The 16,199-nt window shown below is 68.4% G+C and carries 15 protein-coding genes; 13 read left to right on the top strand and 2 right to left on the bottom strand.

Annotated elements, in window-relative coordinates:
* Nucleotides 1–26: 26 nt before the first annotated feature.
* From JWP60_RS09355 to JWP60_RS09330, 6 genes are all read left to right on the top strand, one after another.
* On the top strand, nt 27–593 hold the full coding sequence (locus tag JWP60_RS09355) for a DUF4148 domain-containing protein (RefSeq protein WP_299789663.1): 567 nt from the start codon (nt 27–29) through the stop codon (nt 591–593).
* A gap of 126 nt (nt 594–719) precedes the next feature.
* Nucleotides 720–1,136: a hypothetical protein gene (locus JWP60_RS09350; RefSeq protein ID WP_299789661.1), complete on the top strand. Its 417-nt coding sequence runs from the start codon at nt 720–722 to the stop codon at nt 1,134–1,136.
* Nucleotides 1,137–1,559: 423 nt separating this feature from the next.
* The gene (locus tag JWP60_RS09345) at nt 1,560–2,003 is read left to right on the top strand and encodes a response regulator (protein ID WP_299789658.1); all 444 of its coding nucleotides are present in this window, start codon (nt 1,560–1,562) and stop codon (nt 2,001–2,003) included.
* A 154-nt stretch (nt 2,004–2,157) separates the two neighbouring features.
* The gene (locus tag JWP60_RS09340; protein WP_299789655.1) at nt 2,158–3,444 is read left to right on the top strand and encodes an efflux RND transporter periplasmic adaptor subunit; all 1,287 of its coding nucleotides are present in this window, start codon (nt 2,158–2,160) and stop codon (nt 3,442–3,444) included.
* 14 nt (nt 3,445–3,458) lie between these two features.
* On the top strand, nt 3,459–6,635 hold the full coding sequence (locus JWP60_RS09335) for an efflux RND transporter permease subunit (protein ID WP_299789652.1): 3,177 nt from the start codon (nt 3,459–3,461) through the stop codon (nt 6,633–6,635).
* A complete protein-coding gene (locus JWP60_RS09330) occupies nt 6,632–8,155 on the top strand; it encodes an efflux transporter outer membrane subunit (protein WP_299789649.1) in 1,524 nt (507 codons plus the stop codon). Before JWP60_RS09335 ends, JWP60_RS09330 begins: the two co-directional genes overlap by 4 nt.
* Before the next feature lie 252 nt (nt 8,156–8,407).
* Here JWP60_RS09330 and JWP60_RS09325 read toward each other — a convergent pair whose 3' ends face one another.
* Nucleotides 8,408–8,860, bottom strand: coding sequence for a response regulator (locus JWP60_RS09325; RefSeq protein ID WP_299789646.1), 453 nt, complete (start codon nt 8,858–8,860; stop codon nt 8,408–8,410).
* A 111-nt stretch (nt 8,861–8,971) separates the two neighbouring features.
* Here JWP60_RS09325 and JWP60_RS09320 point away from each other — a divergent pair, with 111 nt between their 5' ends.
* The 4 genes from JWP60_RS09320 (at nt 8,972) to JWP60_RS09305 (ending at nt 10,792) form a co-directional block, all read left to right on the top strand.
* Nucleotides 8,972–9,718, top strand: coding sequence for a response regulator (locus JWP60_RS09320; RefSeq protein WP_299789643.1), 747 nt, complete (start codon nt 8,972–8,974; stop codon nt 9,716–9,718).
* A 104-nt stretch (nt 9,719–9,822) separates the two neighbouring features.
* The gene (locus JWP60_RS09315; RefSeq protein WP_299789641.1) at nt 9,823–10,029 is read left to right on the top strand and encodes a hypothetical protein; all 207 of its coding nucleotides are present in this window, start codon (nt 9,823–9,825) and stop codon (nt 10,027–10,029) included.
* A gap of 171 nt (nt 10,030–10,200) precedes the next feature.
* Nucleotides 10,201–10,575 carry a hypothetical protein gene (locus JWP60_RS09310; protein ID WP_299789638.1) on the top strand — a complete coding sequence of 125 codons (375 nt, stop codon included), beginning with the start codon at nt 10,201–10,203 and terminating at the stop codon, nt 10,573–10,575.
* Between the two features lie 4 nt (nt 10,576–10,579).
* Nucleotides 10,580–10,792: a hypothetical protein gene (locus JWP60_RS09305; RefSeq protein WP_299789635.1), complete on the top strand. Its 213-nt coding sequence runs from the start codon at nt 10,580–10,582 to the stop codon at nt 10,790–10,792.
* Here JWP60_RS09305 and JWP60_RS09300 read toward each other — a convergent pair.
* Complete coding sequence (locus JWP60_RS09300) at nt 10,784–11,314, bottom strand: sterol desaturase family protein (RefSeq protein WP_299789632.1); 531 nt, start codon at nt 11,312–11,314, stop codon at nt 10,784–10,786. The genes JWP60_RS09305 and JWP60_RS09300 overlap by 9 nt on opposite strands.
* Nucleotides 11,315–11,660: 346 nt before the next feature.
* On the opposite strand from JWP60_RS09300, the gene JWP60_RS09295 reads away from it, so the two are divergent.
* From JWP60_RS09295 to JWP60_RS09285, 3 genes are all read left to right on the top strand, one after another.
* Nucleotides 11,661–12,920 (top strand): cupin domain-containing protein, encoded by a 1,260-nt coding sequence (locus tag JWP60_RS09295; RefSeq protein ID WP_299790182.1) that lies wholly within the window; start codon nt 11,661–11,663, stop codon nt 12,918–12,920.
* 14 nt (nt 12,921–12,934) lie between these two features.
* Nucleotides 12,935–14,218: an Nramp family divalent metal transporter gene (locus JWP60_RS09290; RefSeq protein ID WP_299789629.1), complete on the top strand. Its 1,284-nt coding sequence runs from the start codon at nt 12,935–12,937 to the stop codon at nt 14,216–14,218.
* Between the two features lie 756 nt (nt 14,219–14,974).
* Nucleotides 14,975–16,189: a VOC family protein gene (locus tag JWP60_RS09285; RefSeq protein WP_299789626.1), complete on the top strand. Its 1,215-nt coding sequence runs from the start codon at nt 14,975–14,977 to the stop codon at nt 16,187–16,189.
* The last annotated feature ends 10 nt before the right edge of the window (nt 16,190–16,199 follow it).

Raw genomic sequence — 16,199 nt, 5'->3', positions numbered from 1 at the left:
CCATTGTGAATGTGAAAGGAATCCAGATGAAATACCAGTACAAACTGGCAGCGGCCCTTGTGTTTGCCGCGGTTGCGGGCGTGTCGTCGGCGCAGGGGCTGACCCGCGCACAGGTCAAGGCCCAACTCCAGGAAGCCATCCAGAACGGCGACATGCTGGCTCCGGGCGACGCCGGCCTGACAGAACGGCAGCTCTATCCCAGCGAGTACCCTCCGCAGGCGGCCGCAGCCCCCGGCAAGACGCGCGCCGAGGTGCAAGCCGAACTGCAGACCGCCATCAGGAACGGCGACATGCTCGCTCCCGGGGACTCCGGCCTGACCCTCGCACAGGAGGATCCCGCCGAGTACCCGGCGCCGCCGGTCGTCGTCGGCAAGACGCGCGCGCAGGTCAGGGCCGAAACCGCAATGGCCATCCGGGATGGGGACATCATCGCCCCGGGCGACGCTGGCCTGACCTTCGCACAGGAGGATCCGCGCCAGTACGCCGCGCAACGCGCCATCGATGCGGAGACCATGCAGGCGCAGCAGCAGCCGGTGCAGGGCCCCGACACAGCCCAACTCGGGGCGGCGCCGGAGCCGGGCGTGGCGCAGTAAGGCACGCGCTCGGGCGGTGGATCGACCGGCCCACCGCCCGGATGACAGCTGCAACCAATCCGGGCGAGGGCTGAAGCAGGGCGGTGACCCGCCCGCCGCCCAATCCCTCGCACGCAAGGAGGATCGATGAACGCAATCAGACACCTCGCCCCGGCGACTCTCGCCGGGATCCTGTTGGCTGGGCTGGCGTGCAACGCACAGGCCCAGATCAACCTGAACATCGGCCCGGAGCCGAATTGCCCCTACGGCTTCTACGACTACGCTCCCTACGCCTGTGCGCCCTCCGGCTATTACGGGCCGGAATGGTTCCTGAATGGCGGCTTCATCGGCGCCGGGCCGTGGTTCCACGGTCCCGACCGCTTCCGCGGCCGCGTCGATAACCACTTCGACGCTCGGCACGGCTATCGCGGTGGACTGCCTGCCATGGGCGAGCGGCACGATCCCCAGATGCATGCCGGCCGGATGGCGCAATTCGGTGGCAATGAATTGCACGAGGGTGGCGGCCACGAAGGTGGTGGCCATGGCGGCGGTCACGGCCGCTGAACGGCGGAGCCTCCTGGAAAGAAGGCGCGCGGACCGGACACCGCACACGCCACTCCACCGCCACCCGCACCGCGAGCACGCGTCACGATGATTGCCGCCGCTGCGGGCGGCGGGGTCCGCATCGTGGCCGCTGGCGTCCGTTTCGTGAGCGGAAACGAAGCCCGCCACCGGCCAACCTGGTGATGCCGGACCAGCCGTTCACCGGAGCGGCTTCGCTGGTGACCGGCTGATGCCGCTTCGCAGCACTGGCCTGAACCTGCCCGGTGCAGCCTGCCTGCTTGCCGGTACCGGCCGCGAACCCGCCGGCGGCGACGGGCGCACCCGGCGCGTTGGAGATGTAGCGGCAATTACGCGCGCTGCAATGCGGCCAGGCATGCGGGCCGCTACGCTTTGACCGTGTCACAGTCAAGCGAGCGCCTTGCGATGTCCTTCCCTGCCGAACCCGGAGCGCCCGACGCGCCGGCCGAACTCCACTCCACGTTGCCGGCGGTCGCCCTGTGCGAGCCCGACGGCCCGCTGCGCACACTCTTTGAAGAGTGGCTGCAGCGAGGCGGATACACGCCCTTGCGTTGCGGATGCGTGGCGTGCGCCGCGCGCGTGGTGCTCGTGATCGCCGACTTTCCCATGCCGCAGTGCGAGGGGGCCGGACGAATCGCGATGCTGCGGCGCCGCTTCCCGGGCGCAAGGGTGCTCGCGATCTCGAGCCAGTTCACGCCGCGCATGCACGGCGCCACTGCCGCCGCCGCCACGCTGGGCGTCGATGCGGTCCTGGCCAAGCCTTTCTCCTGCGAGCCGTTCATGGCGCAGGTGCGTGCACTGGTGGGTTCCGCAGCCGCAAGCGCTGCGGGCGCCGTGCCGCGCTGTTGAGCGCGTGCCGCGCGGGGTTGCCGCGCCCCGGCCGCCCCGCACGGGTCCCGGTTACAGATGCGATGCAGGCGGGGCGAAGTGCAACTTGCGCGCTGCAAGGTGTTGCGATCCTCACGTCCCATGTCAAGCCCATCGATGGGGTAAGGGAACGCACATGGACAGGACCACTTCAACACGCACGGCACTCGCCGCGCTCTCGGCCGCCCTGGCCCTGCAGGGCTGCGGGCCGGCAAAGCCCCCGCCCGCCCCACCGCCGCCGCAGGTTTCCGTGGTCAAGGTCCATCGCGAAAGCGTCGCGATCACGATGGAGATTCCCGGCCGGACCACCGCCTTCATGACGGCGCAGGTGCGCGCGCGGGTGGACGGCATCGTTCTCAAGCGAAAGTTCCAGGAAGGCAGCGACGTGAAGGTGGGGCAGCCGCTCTACCTGATCGACCCCGCGCCCTACATAGCCGCGCTGAACCTGGCGACGGCGACCTTGCAGAAGGCACAAGCGGAACTGCTCGCGGCGGCGGCGACGGTCGAGCGCTACAAACTGCTGCTCCCCACGAACGCGATCAGCAAGCTGGTCTACGACAACGCGGTGGCGGCACGGGACATGGCCGCCGCCGACGTCGCCACCGGCAAGGCGACCGTGGCGACGGCCCAGATCAACCTGGGCTACACCAACGTGCTGTCGCCGATCACCGGCCGGTCCGGCCTGTCGATGGTCACCGAAGGAGCCTACGTGCAGGCGCTGGCGGCGACGCTCATGACGACCGTGCAGCAGATCGATCCGATGTACGTCGATCTGACGGAGTCGAGCGTTGCGGGCCTGCAGCTGCGCCGCGACATCGCCAGCGGCAAGCTGAAGGTGGACGGACCCGACCAGGCGAAGGTCACGCTGTTCCTGGAAGACGGCACGGAATATCGCTTGCCGGGCCGCCTGCAGTTCACCGACATCAGCGTGAACATGGGCACGGGCATGGTCACCGTTCGCGCAATCTTTCCGAACCCCAAGTTCATCCTGCTGCCCGGCATGTTCGTGCGCGCCCGCATCGAGCAGGGTATCGCGGACGACGCCATGCTCGTGCCGCAGACCGGGGTTACGCACGATCCTCAAGGCAAGGCGACCGCGCTGGTGGTCGGCGCCGACAGCAAGGTCGCCGCGCGGACGCTGACGCTCGGCGGCACCCGGGACAACGACTGGATCGTCCAGGGCGGCCTGAACGAGGGTGACCGCGTGATCGTGGCCGGGGTGCAGAAGGCGCAACCCGGAGCGGTGGTGCAGGCCACCGAGATCCAGCCGGTGGCCCTCGCCGCGATGCGCTCGGCGGCCTCCGCCGCGCCGCCGACAACGGCACCAGCGCCTGGCCCCGCGGCCCCCGCGGCAGCGGCAGCGTCCAGCGCCGGGGTCGTCTCGCAGGCAGAACCGGCCGGCACCGCCGGCCAGCCACGATAAGGACGGCGCACACCATGGCAAAGTTCTTCATCGAGCGGCCGATCTTCGCGATCGTCGTCGCCGTGCTCATGATGCTGGCCGGCGGGCTGTCCATCCTCCGGATGCCGATCGAGCAATACCCCACGATCGCACCGCCCACGATCCAGGTCATGGCCAGCTACGTGGGCGCCTCCGCCGACACCACGACCAACACGGTCGTCCAGGTCATCGAGCAGCAGATGAGCGGGATCAACAACCTGATCTACCTGTCCTCGAATGCCGACGACACCGGCACGGCCACGATCAACCTGACCTTCGCGGCCGGAACCAACCCGGACATCGCCCAGGTCCAGGTGCAGAACAAGCTGCAGCTCGCCGTCCCCCTGCTGCCCCTGCAGGTGCAGCAGGCCGGCATCCGCGTCACGCAGTCGAGCAACGGTTTCCTGCTGATCGCCGGCCTGGTATCGACCGACGGCAGCATGTCGCGCTACGACATCGCCAACTACCTGGTCTCGCACCTGCAGGACCCGCTGAGCCGGGTCAACGGCGTCGGCAACTTCAACGTCTTCGGCACCCAGTATGCGATGCGCATCTGGCTCGATTCGGACAAGCTCAACAGCTTCCAGTTGACGCCGGTCGACGTCAGCAACGCGATCCTCGCGCAGAACGTGCAGGTCGCCGGCGGCCAGATCGGGGGGACTCCCGCGCCTGCGACCCAGCGGCTCACCGCCACGATCACCGAAGCCACGCTGCTGCGCACCCCCGAGGAGTTCGGCAACATCCTCCTGAAGGTCTTGCAGGACGGCTCGCAGGTGCGCATCCGCGACATCGCGCGCGTTGAACTGGGCGCCGAAACCTACTTCATCGATTCGCGCTACAACGGGCAGCCGGCTTCCGGCATCGGGATCCAGCTGGCCCCGGGCGCCAATGCCCTCGACACCGCGAAGGCGGTGCGGGCCAAGATCGCCGACCTGCAGCCGTACTTCCCCCACGGGCTGCAGGTGGTGTACCCCTACGACACCACGCCCTTCGTGACCATCTCGATCACCGAGGTCGTCAAGACGCTGCTCGAGGGCATCGTCCTGGTGTTCCTGGTGATGTACCTGTTCCTGCAGAACTTCCGCGCCACGTTGATCCCCACCATCGCGGTGCCGGTGGTGCTGCTGGGAACCTTCGGCATCCTCTCGGCCTTCGGCTTCACGATCAACACGCTGTCGATGTTCGGCCTGGTGCTGGCGATCGGGCTGCTGGTCGACGATGCGATCGTGGTGGTCGAGAACGTCGAGCGCGTGATGTCCGAGGAAGGGCTGTCCCCGCGCGAGGCGACCCGCAAGGCGATGGGGCAGATCACCGGCGCCCTGGTCGGGGTCGCGGTGGTGCTCAGTGCGGTGTTCGTGCCGGTGGCCTTTTCCAGCGGCTCCGTCGGGGCGATCTACCGGCAGTTTTCGCTGACGATCGTCTCGGCGATGCTGCTCTCGGTGTTCGTCGCCCTGTCGCTGACGCCGGCCCTCTGCTCCACGATCCTCAAGCCGGTGAGCCAGGGGCATGCGGGTCCGAAGAAGGGCTTCTTCGGCTGGTTCAACCGCAGGTTCGATCAGGGGCGGGATCTGTACGTGGGCGGCGTGCGCCACGTGATCCGGCGGCTCGGGCGCTGGATGCTGATCTACGGCGCCCTGGTCGCCGCTGTCGCCTGGCTGTTCCTGCACCTGCCGGCCGGCTTTCTCCCGGTCGAGGACCAAGGGGTCGCCTACGTCCAGGTGCAGACGCCGATCGGTGCCTCGCAGGGACAGACGCAGCTCGCGCTCAACGACGTTTCCAACTACCTGCTGAAAGAGGAGTCGTCCGCCGTCGATGTCGCATTCGCGATCAACGGCCTCAATTTCGCAGGCCGCGGACAGAGCCAGGGCATGGTCTTCGTCCGGTTCAAGGACTGGTCGGCCCGGACGAAGAAGGAGCTGAGCGTGCCCGCGGTGCTGGCGCGCACCGCCGCGCATTTCGCGACCTACCAGCATGCGACCGTGGTGCCGATCAATCCGCCTTCCATTCCCGCCCTGGGGACCGCGTCCGGCTTCGACCTGGAGATCGAGGACCGGGCGGGGGTGGGACACGCCAGGCTGATGCAGGCGCGCGACCAACTGGTCGCGCTGGCCAGGAAGGACCCCAACCTGTCGCTCGTGCGCCCGAACGGCCTGAGCGACAACCCGCAATACAAGATCGACATCGACCGCGAGAAGGCCAGCGCGCAGGGAATCCTCCTGACCGACGTGGACCAGACGTTTTCGATCGCCTGGGGGTCCCGCTACATCAACAACTTCCTGGACACCGACGGCCGTGTCAAGAAGGTCTATGTCCAGGCGGAGGCGCCGTTCCGGATGAACCCGTCCGACCTGGACACGCTGTTCGTGCGCAACACGATCGGCAGCATGGTGCCCTTCAACTCCTTCGCCACCGGGAAGTGGACCTTCGGATCGCCGAAGCTCGAGCGCTACAACGGCGTGCCATCGGTCGAGATCCAGGGGCAGGCGGCGCCGGGCCAGAGCACGGGGCAGGCGATGACCGTGATGGAAAACCTCATGAAGCAGCTGCCGGCCGGGATCGGCCACGAGTGGACCGGCATCTCGCTGCAGGAGCAGCAGTCGGGTTCGCAGGCGCCCCTGTTCTACGCGCTGTCGCTGCTGGTCGTCCTGCTCGCGTTGGCCGCCCTGTACGAGAGCTGGTCCATACCGGTGTCGGTGATCATGGTGGTTCCGCTGGGCATCTTCGGCGCGCTGACCGCCGCCACGCTGATGCACCTGGAGAACGACGTCTATTTCCAGGTCGGCCTGCTGACGACCATCGGCCTGTCCTCGAAGAACGCGATCCTGATCGTCGAGTTCGCGCGCGAACTCCAGGCCCACGGCAAGTCCGCGCTGGAGAGCGCGCTCGAGGCGGCGCATATGCGTCTGCGGCCGATCCTGATGACATCGCTGGCGTTCGTCCTCGGCGTGTTGCCGCTGGCCATCGCCAGTGGCGCGGGCTCGGGCAGCCAGAACGCGGTCGGCCGCGGCGTGATCGGCGGGATGCTGAGCGCCACGTTCCTGGCCCCCTTCCTGATCCCCATGTTCTATTTCCTGGTGATCGAGAAGATCTTCAAGCCCAAGGCCAGGCCCGCAACGCCCGCGCCGGCGCAGGAGCCGGGCCAGCCCGAGTCGGCTGACGGGAGCGCCGCATGACCCGCAGCCACTTGTCCAACCGTGCCCGTCACGCCGCGGTGAAGCTGCGCCGAGGGGCGGCCGCGATGGCCGTCGCAAGCCTGCTCGGCGCCTGTTCCCTGCAGCCGATCTATCACCGGCCCGATGCTCCGGTGACAGGCACCTACCCCGCGGGCGCGGCGTACGGGCCGCCGGGGACCGGCACCCTGCCTGCCACCGAGATCGGCTGGCGCGACTTCCTCACGGATGCGCGGCTGCAACGGATGGTCGAGATCGCGCTGGCGAACAACCGCGACCTGCGGGTGGCGGCGCTCACCGTCCGGCAGGTGCAGGCGCAGTACCGGATCCAGCGGTCCACGATGTTCCCGCAACTCTCCGCAGGGGCGAGCGAAGCGGCATCGCGCACGCCCGGCAGCGTCGGCAGCGCCGGCAGCGTCGGCAGCACCGGTCGCGCGCAGGTCGTCCATGACTACAACGTGGGTCTGTCCGCATCCTGGCAGATCGATTTCTTCGGCCGCCTCGAGAGCCTGAAGGACCAGGCCCTGCAGCAGTACCTCGCCTCGGCGCAGGCGCGCAAGGCCTTCGAGATCCTGCTCGTGTCGCAGGTCGCCGACCAGTACCTGAGCATGCTCGCGTTCGACGAGTTCATCGCGGTCACGCAGCGGACGCTCACCGCGGCGCAGGAGTCCTTGCGGCTCACGCAGGCGATGTTCCAGGCCGGCGCCGGGACCGAGCTGGCCGTGGCCCAGGCCCAGACCATCGTGGAGCTCGCCAGGGCCAACTACACGGCGCAGGTCCGCGGCCGCGCCCAGGCCGAGAACCTGCTGGTGCTGCTGATCGGCCAGCCCTTGCCGGCCGACCTCCCGCCCGCCGTGCCGCTGAACGCGCAGGCGATCGTCGCCGACATTCCCGAAGGCCTGCCCTCCGACCTGCTGACGCGGCGTCCGGACGTCATGCAGGCGGAAGCGTTGCTGCGGGGCGCGAACGCCAACATCGGCGCCGCCCGCGCGGCCTTCTTCCCGGCCATCAGCCTGACCGGCAACCTGGGCACGGCCAGCGCCGCGCTCGGTGGCCTGTTCGGCGCCGGCTCGCTCGCCTGGAGCTTCCTGCCCTCGATCACCGCCCCGATCTTCACCGCGGGCCTGCTGCGGGCCGAACTGGATGTGGCGACCTTGCAGAAGGACATCTTCGTCGCCCAGTACGAGAAGTCCATCCAGGTGGCATTCAGCGAAGTGGCGAACGGCCTGGCGGCGCGCGGCACCTACACCGACCAGCTCGCATCGATGGAACGCTACACGGCAGCCGAACAACGCTCCCTCGACCTTTCCGTCGCGATGTTCAAGACCGGCGTGGCGGACTACCTCTCCGTCCTCACCGCCCAGACCCTGCTGTACGACGCGCAGATGCAATTGGTGGCGACGCGGCTGGCACGGCTGACGGCATTGGTCGACCTCTACCAGTACCTTGGTGGCGGCTGGATCGAGCGGACCGGCGACGCGCCGCGGCCCGCCGACGTCGTGACGGGTGCCCACACGCCTTGACCGACGCGAGCAGGTCCTCGTTCACCTGGTCCCTGTCCGTCGTGCACAGGGCATGGGAGCCGCCTTGGTCGACGTTCGGCGCCGCGGCTTCCATCCGCCTTGGCGGCAGCACTCCGGAGCCGTCCGGCGACAGCGCCGGGTCGTCGCCGCCGTGCAGGACGAGTGTGGGAACGTCGAACTGCTTGAGGTCCTCGGTCTGGTCGGTTCGCGAGCAGGCCTCGATCCGTCACGGCTGAAACGCCGCCGCCGGCGTCAGCCGTCCAGGAGCTCGGCGACGGCCTGCAGCAATTCCCCGCGCCTGAAGGGTTTGGCCAGCACCCGCGAAGCGCCGAGCGCCAGGGCGTCGGTCACATCGATGCCGTGCGCGCAACCGAAATGGCCGGATATGGCGATCACGGGGACTGCGGGGTGCAGCCGCCGCATTTCGGTGAGCACCCCCCAGCCGTTCATTCCCGGCATGTGCATGTCCGTCACAACCAGCCCGGGTTCGACGGAACCGACCGCCGCCAGGCCGGTACTGCCGTCGACCGCCTGGCACACGCCGTAGCCCGCCGCTTGCAGCCAGTCGGACAGGGCTTCCCGCATGATTGCATCGTCGTCGATGACAACGATGGTGGGCGTGGACATGTTGATGCCTGAGGTGGAACGAGCGCCCGGAAACCGCCGGGCCACGCGCAACGCGAACTCACTGCGCATGATGCCCATGATTGAACCCGAGCGGCATTGCCAACATGTGCGGCCCAGCGGCAGGCAGGTCACATCTGTGACCGGGAGCGATGCCGCTGGCTATACTGGTCTCGTCAGCACCCCACCATCATGAAGGCGCCTGCCCCCACGCCACCGACGGTGTCGGCACATGTCCTCGCCGTCGACGACGATCCGATCATCCGTGAGGCCATCGGCGACTATCTCGGCCGCAACGACCTCCGCGTCACGGTCGTGGCCGACGGCCGGGCCATGCAGGCGGTGCTGGATCGCGAGGTCGTCGACCTCGTGGTCCTGGACCTGAAGCTGCAGGCGGAGGACGGGATGGCCATCGCCCGGCGGCTGCGCAACGACTCGGCGATCCCGATCATCATGCTCACGGGCCGGCTGGAGGAGGCGGACCGGGTGATGGGGCTGGAGCTCGGCGCGGACGACTACCTGACCAAGCCCTTCAGCCCGCGCGAATTGCTCGCGCGGATTCGCGCCGTGCTGCGGCGGCGCCGGCCGGAAGTCCAGCAAGGCCGCCCCGAGGGCATTCGTGCGTACCGCTTCGATGGCTGGGAGCTGAACCTCAACACCCGGCGCCTCAAGAGCCGGCAGGGTGACGCGGTGCCGCTCAGCAACGGCGAGTTCAGCCTGCTGGTGGTGTTCCTCGGCGCGCCGCACCGCATCCTCACGCGGGATCAGCTGCTCGACCTGTCGCGCCTGCACGGCGATGACGTCTACAACCGGTCTGTCAACACGCAGATCCTGCGGCTGCGGCGCAAGCTGACATCGGACCCGGCGCAACCGAGCTACATCCGCACCGAGCGCGGCGCGGGTTACCTGTTCGGCGTCCCGGTCGAAATCGTCTACTGAGCTCCGGGCCCGCGCGGCCGCGCGGCTGAGCCAGGCTACCGATGTCACCGAACACCCGGTCAAGGTAGCCGACCCGTCACGGGGGGCGCGCAAATTTGCTCCCCATGACCAAGCCCCCGATCCATGGCGACCGCTGCCGGCGTTGCGGTTGCGACAACGCGTTGATCGCGGGCCCGCGCATGGCCGTGGCGATGGCCGACTACCCCCTGATGCCGATCATGACTCACTGCCAGCGTGAGCAGGTCGCCGACCTCGCGAGCCTCGCCGGCTCGCGCAGCCTCGGCATCGATCGGACCTTGTCCGCCACCTGACGCCTGCGCGCGATCGCTTTTCTCCGAGGAGTTCACATGAACATCAGCCGATCGTATGGGGACAGGCACCTCGTCCTCGAAAAACTTGCAGCGGACCGCGCGATGCGGCCTGGGGCATCGTCCTCGCGGGGCCGCGCGGTGCACCCGCGCGGAATCCACCAGCATCTCGCGATGATCCAGACCTATCAAAGGCAGGGCGGGCTGGTCAGTTGGGACGAGGCAGCGATGCTCCTGGGCAGGCACCGCGACCAGCCGATCTCCGTGCTGGCCCGCTGGATCGTCGCGCGCGACGTGTTGAGCTTCGTGTGGCAGACGGAGACGCTGGTGCCGCTGTTCCAGTTCAGGATTGCCGACATGACGCTGCGGGGCGGTGCAAGGGAGGTGATGGCGGAACTGGCAGGCGCCTTCGACGACCTGGATCTCGCGGCCTGGTTCGCCAGCCCGAACTGCTGGCTGGACAACGTCGCGCCCGTAGTCGTGATCGAGACGAACCAGCCCGCGGTGCTGCAGGCAGCGCGCGCGGACCGCTACCTTGTCAGGAGCTAGAGAGATGAACCGCGAATCGCTCGCCGAAGTGTTCGGCTTCGAAAGCTGCATGGAACGGACGCTGGAGCACATGCCCGGCCAGCTGGCGCCGCTGCATGGCGATCCCGGGGCCTCGAGGCCGAACAGCCGCGAAGCGCAGGTCTTCGCTTGCCTGGCCAAGGCGCTGGCCGAGGGCCCGCACCGCGAGTTCGTTCGCGAGATCGATCGCTCAGCGTGAACGGGTCCGGAACACGTGGTCCCACACCGGGGTCGTCACCCCGAAGTTCGCGGTGGCGTCTCGGTGGTGGTGGATCGCGTGCAGCCGCTTGAGGCGCGACAAGGCGGTGCCGGGCGCCGCATGCCAGTGGTGCACCAGGTAGTGCACGGCCACATACCACAGGTAGCCCAGCACCAGGCCCGCGGTGAAACTGCAGCCGACCGGGACGCCCCATTCGACCAGCGAAGGGGCCATGACCAGCGCTGAAAACGCCAGCAGGCTCAGCCAGGTCGGCGTTCCGACGAAGGCCTTGGGATCGCGGTGGTGCGCGTCGTGCTGCTCGCAGATCCACGGAACGTGGTGGAAGACCCAGCGATGCAGCACGTATTCCAGGAGAGTCCAGCTTGCCAGCCCGGCGCCGGCGGCGACGCCCAAGGCGAGCCAGGGGCGCGGCCCTGGTGCCAGCGCGAGCGCGGCAAGCGTGAGCGCAAGGCCCGGGTAGACATAGAAATCGGCGAGGTAGGCGGCACGCGTCAGTTGCATGAGCGTGAGCCTAGCCAGCCACTGTCGTCGCGTGATTGCGCCGCCTGTTTCGGATGTGATGTGCCAGCCGCGCCATGAAACGCCTGGCCGGTCACCTGTTGCCACAGCTCCGGGAGGGGACGATCTGGCAGCTTCTGAGCGGGGAGTTCGTCTAGCGGCGGCCCGATGCGCGCTGCAGGCGCAACTACACGTGTCGTCGGGTCGAGTTGCCGCGGAAACGGCTTCGACATGCACCGACTGGATGATGGCCACACAGCGCCCCCGGCGCGTGGATCCGCCAACCATCGGAAGGAAAATGGACATGAAGCTGATTTCATCGGACAAGCGCGCTGGCGTCGGCGCGAACATGGAGGTGAGCCTGCCGCGCCGCCGTATGCTGGCCGGCGTGGCGCTTTCAGCGGCGGCGGTCAGCGTGGCCGCGTCCGCGAAGGCGGCCTCGTTCGGCAACCCGGACAGCCCGCCGGAAGGCAGGATCAACGGGCGCAGCCCCACCAGCGTGGACAATCCGGGCCCGCAGAATCCGGCGCTGGCCGGCCAGTTCCCGTCCTTCCAGGACCCTCCGGCAACCGACGTCAACGGGATGCCGATCTTCTGGGCCTCGTTCAACAACGCGCACAAGCGCATCCAGGACGGCGGCTGGGCGCGCGAGGTCACGCAGGCCGACTTTGCGATCTCGTCGGACATCGCCGGCGTGAACATGCGTCTGTCCCGGAACGGCATCCGCGAGCTGCACTGGCACCAGCAGGCGGAGTGGGCGATCATGGTGGACGGCCGATGCCGCGTCACGGCGCTGGACGAACAGGGCCGCCCGCAGGTGGCCGACGTGCAGACCGGGGACCTCTGGTACATCCCTGCGGGCCTGCCGCATTCGCTGCAGGGACTGGGAGCCACCGGCGCGGAATTCGTGCTCGCCTTCGACAACGGCAGGGCCACGGAATTCAACACCCTGATGCTCACCGACTGGATTGCCCATACCCCGCCGGATGTGCTCGCATTGAACTTCGGCGTGCCGGCCGAGGCCTTCGCGAACATCCCGCTGGAGCAAAGGTGGATCTTCCAGGGAGAGGACCCGGGTCCTCTCGCCGCCGATCAACAGGCGGTGAAGGCCGGGCGAGGGGCGCCCCCCCACCCCTTCGTGTTCTCGCTCAGCCGCAAGGCACCGGATCGCCAGACCCGCGGCGGCTTCGTGCAGATTGCCGACAGCAGCAACTTCAACGCGTCGACGACCATCGCGGCCGCCCTGGTGACGGTCAGGCCGGGGGGCATGCGCGAGCTGCACTGGCATCCGCACGCGGATGAATGGCAGTACTACATCAAGGGCGCCGCCCGGATGACCGTGTTCGACACCGGCCCCAGGGCGCAGACCGCGGACTTCCGCCCGGGCGACGTCGGCTACGTGAAAAAGAGCCTCGGCCACTACGTGGAGAACACGGGAAGCACGGATCTCGTGTTCCTGGAGCTGTTCAAGTCCGCCCGCTACGCGGAAGTGTCGCTGTCGGACTGGCTGACGCACGTGCCGCCGCAGCTCGTGATGGAGCACCTGAACATCGACCGGGAAACGCTGGCGCGGTTCTCGCGGACGCGCCCTGACATCGTGCCGGTCTAGCCCGCGCGGCCAGCATGACCGCCGTGACTTCCGCAACCACGCCCCAGACGCAGCTCGCTGCGCGCGACGCGCTGGCCGGCCGCCGCAAGGGGCTGCGCGCACTCCTGCCCCTCGCCGGACCGGCGGTCATGGCGTCGGTGGCCTACATGGACCCCGGCAACTTCGCAACCAACCTCGAGGCCGGCTCCACCCACGGCTACGAGTTGTTGTGGGTGGTGCTGCTCGCCAACCTGGTGGCGATGCTGTTCCAGGCGATGTCGGCGAAGGTCGGCATCGTCACCGGGCGCAACCTGGCGGAGGTCTGCCGGGATGAGTTCTCGCGACCGGTCGCGATCGGCATGTGGGTCGCATCCGAGATCGCCGCCGTGGCCACCGATGTGGCGGAGCTCCTCGGCGGCGCGCTGGGCATCTCCCTGCTGTTGCATCTGTCGCTGCTGTGGAGCCTGGGCATCACCGGCGTGCTGACCCTCGGGATCCTGCAGCTTGACCGCGGAGGCTTCCGGCCGCTCGAACTGACCATCGCAGCCCTGGTCGGTTGCATCGGCCTGGCCTATCTGGTCGAACTGGTGTTCGCGGCGCCGGACTGGCACGCCGCCGTGTTCCACACGCTGGTGCCGCACCTGCCCGGCGGGTCCGGCCTCAGCCTGGCCGCCGGCATCGTCGGCGCCACCATCATGCCGCACACGCTCTACCTGCATTCGGGACTCACGCAGCACAGGACCGTCGCGCGCAACGACGGCGAACGCCGGCGCCTGCTGCGGTTCTCGAACCAGGAGGTCGTGGTCGCACTCGGCCTCGCCGGCGTGGTCAACCTGGCGATGGTGATCATGTCGGCATCGGTCTTCAGCAAGTCGGCGCCGGGATTGGCGGATCTGGGCGTCGCGTACCGGACGCTGATCCCGGCCCTCGGTGCCGGCGCGGCTGGCGTGTTCCTGCTGTCCCTGATCGCCTCCGGGATCTCCAGCTCGGTGGTCGGCACGATGGCCGGCCAGATCATCATGCAGGGCTTCGTGGGTTTCAGCGTCCCGCTGTGGCTGCGGCGCCTGATCACCCTGCTGCCCGCGTTCACCGTCGCTCTCATGTTCGACACGACCCGGGCAATGGTCGTCAGCCAGATGGTGCTGAGCCTGGTCCTGCCGCTGCCGCTCGTGGCGCTCGTCCTGCTGTCGTCGCGCCGGTCCGTCATGGGCGACTTCGCCACGGGCAGGGCGACGGCCATTGCAGCCATCGCCGCGACGGTGCTGATCGTCGTGCTGAACGCCGTCATGGTGGAACAGCTGTTGCACATCGGGCTCTGACCGGCCCGCAGGGCGCGTGCCAACCGGGAGCGGTGTCCGGATGCATTTTTTTGGCCGTTTTTCTGACGAGAGTGGGACCTCTCATCGCGCAATCGGTAGTAGGCGTTGCGGTTGACGCCGTAGCCCGCCGCCAGCTCGCGCTCGGTCAGCAGCTTGGCCCCGCGCGGAAAGCGCCCGCCGAGGATGTCGAGCCGGAGGTCTTCCAGGCTGCGTTGGGCGGCGTTGCCCCGGTCGAGCGGGCGCGATGGGGCCCAGGATAGCTTGCTGGAGGTGCCCATTGCGTTGGCGGAAAAGGCTGCTACAGTGTCACTAAGTCACCAGGTGACTTAGTGACACGACCACAAAGACAACAGCATTCTCTGACATGCCGCCGCCTGCCGCCGCCTGCCGCAGCGCTGCCGCTGGCGACCGCGGCACCCATCGTCGAAGCCGCGCTGCGCGAAGCGCGCGCAGCGAAGCTGCAGGTCGCCGGCGCGGAGTCCACGTCCACGCAGCTGCGTGTCAACGACATGTTCGACACCTTCGTCCGCCACGGCTCGGGTCGCTGGCGCTTCGCGGCGCGACGTCGAGCGCGCGATCGGCCTGACGCTGTAAAGCGGCCGACGGGACGGCGGCTGCGGCGTCGCCGGACGTATGCCGTGCAATGCATGGACCAGACGAAAAAGTCATTGGACCGGTCATACCTGCGTCCCGGACACTGGCGCGCAGATTCATCGACGCGTCCGCTCACCGACGACGCAGGAGACAAGTCCAACCATGCAAGCAAGCACCTTCGACGTCGGGGGGGTCTGGCTGCCCCAGCCCTTCAAGATCCGGCGTCTCGGCCATTTCGGCATCAATGTGCAGAACCCCGAGCGCTCGCTGGATTTCTACCAACGGCTGCTGGGCCTGCGCGTGTCCGACCCGATCGACTTCGGCGCGCGCCTGCCGCCCGAACAGCGCGACCAGCTGGGCCCGACGCGCGGCTATTTCCTGCGCCATGGCACCGATCACCACTCGTTCGTGCTGTTCCCGCGGCGCGTGATGGAGGTCGTCAGCCCGCACTTCCGCGAGCATCCGCAAAGCACCGTCAACCAGATCACCTGGCAGGTCGGCAGCCTGCAGGAAGTGGTGCGCGGCTTCGAATGGTTCGCGGCCAGCGGCCGCAAGGTCCTGCGCGCCGGCCGCGACGTTCCCGGTTCCAACTGGCACTTCTATCCGCCCGACCCGAACGGCCACATCAACGAGCTGTACTACGGCATCGAGCAGATCGGCTGGAGCGGCCACGCCAAGCCGCGCGAGGCGCACAAGCTGCGCCATGAGACGACTCCGGCGCTGCCGCAGCGCTCCGAATATGCGGAGGTCTCCGAGGCGTTGCAGGCGGGTTTGCGGCCGGACGCCGGACTGCGCGGCATGGAGACCGCGCCGGAAGTGCACGACGTCGAGGGCGTGCTGCTGGCACGGCCCTTCAAGGTCGCGCGCGTCGGGCCGGTGCGGCTGTTCGTCGACGATGTCGCGCAGGCCCAGGCGTTCTATCGCGACGCGCTCGGCCTGCGCGTCACCGAGGAGGTCGTGCATGAAGGCCATCGCTGCGCCTTCCTGCGCGCCAACACCGAGCACCACTCGGTCGCGCTCTACCCGCTGGCCCTGCGCGAGTCCCTGCAACTGAGTGCATCGACCACGCTGATGTCGTTCGGCTTCCAGCTTGGCAGCTATGCCCAACTGCGGCAGGCACTGACCTTCCTGAAGGCGGAGGGCGTGACGATCCGGACCTTGCCCGCGGCGCTTTTCCCCGGCATCGACTACCAGTTTTTCGCCATCGATCCGGACGGCAACGCCATCCAGCTGTACTACCGCATGGACCAGATCGGCTGGGACGGCCGCCCGCGGCCTACGCAAGCCATTGAACAGGACCCCGCGGCGTGGCCCGCCATCGCTGCCGCCACCAGCGACGTGTACGAGGGCGAAGCGTACCTGGGCCCCTTGAACTGACTTATCAGGA

Source organism: Ramlibacter sp., assembly GCF_028291745.1.
In the GTDB taxonomy this organism is placed as follows: Bacteria; Pseudomonadota; Gammaproteobacteria; order Burkholderiales; family Burkholderiaceae_C; genus Ramlibacter.
This window is presented reverse-complemented; position numbering and strand designations above follow the sequence as displayed.

Bases quoted from the DNA above. Each gene is read 5' to 3' on its own strand.
- JWP60_RS09355 (WP_299789663.1), top strand. From the start codon at position 27: ATGAAATACCAGTACAAACTGGCAGCGGCCCTTGTGTTTGCCGCGGTT.
- JWP60_RS09350 (WP_299789661.1), top strand. From the start codon at position 720: ATGAACGCAATCAGACACCTCGCCCCGGCGACTCTCGCCGGGATCCTG.
- JWP60_RS09345 (WP_299789658.1), top strand. From the start codon at position 1,560: ATGTCCTTCCCTGCCGAACCCGGAGCGCCCGACGCGCCGGCCGAACTC.
- JWP60_RS09340 (WP_299789655.1), top strand. From the start codon at position 2,158: ATGGACAGGACCACTTCAACACGCACGGCACTCGCCGCGCTCTCGGCC.
- JWP60_RS09335 (WP_299789652.1), top strand. From the start codon at position 3,459: ATGGCAAAGTTCTTCATCGAGCGGCCGATCTTCGCGATCGTCGTCGCC.
- JWP60_RS09330 (WP_299789649.1), top strand. From the start codon at position 6,632: ATGACCCGCAGCCACTTGTCCAACCGTGCCCGTCACGCCGCGGTGAAG.
- JWP60_RS09325 (WP_299789646.1), bottom strand. From the start codon at position 8,860: ATGGGCATCATGCGCAGTGAGTTCGCGTTGCGCGTGGCCCGGCGGTTT.
- JWP60_RS09320 (WP_299789643.1), top strand. From the start codon at position 8,972: ATGAAGGCGCCTGCCCCCACGCCACCGACGGTGTCGGCACATGTCCTC.
- JWP60_RS09315 (WP_299789641.1), top strand. From the start codon at position 9,823: ATGACCAAGCCCCCGATCCATGGCGACCGCTGCCGGCGTTGCGGTTGC.
- JWP60_RS09310 (WP_299789638.1), top strand. From the start codon at position 10,201: ATGATCCAGACCTATCAAAGGCAGGGCGGGCTGGTCAGTTGGGACGAG.
- JWP60_RS09305 (WP_299789635.1), top strand. From the start codon at position 10,580: ATGAACCGCGAATCGCTCGCCGAAGTGTTCGGCTTCGAAAGCTGCATG.
- JWP60_RS09300 (WP_299789632.1), bottom strand. From the start codon at position 11,314: ATGCAACTGACGCGTGCCGCCTACCTCGCCGATTTCTATGTCTACCCG.
- JWP60_RS09295 (WP_299790182.1), top strand. From the start codon at position 11,661: ATGGAGGTGAGCCTGCCGCGCCGCCGTATGCTGGCCGGCGTGGCGCTT.
- JWP60_RS09290 (WP_299789629.1), top strand. From the start codon at position 12,935: ATGACCGCCGTGACTTCCGCAACCACGCCCCAGACGCAGCTCGCTGCG.
- JWP60_RS09285 (WP_299789626.1), top strand. From the start codon at position 14,975: ATGCAAGCAAGCACCTTCGACGTCGGGGGGGTCTGGCTGCCCCAGCCC.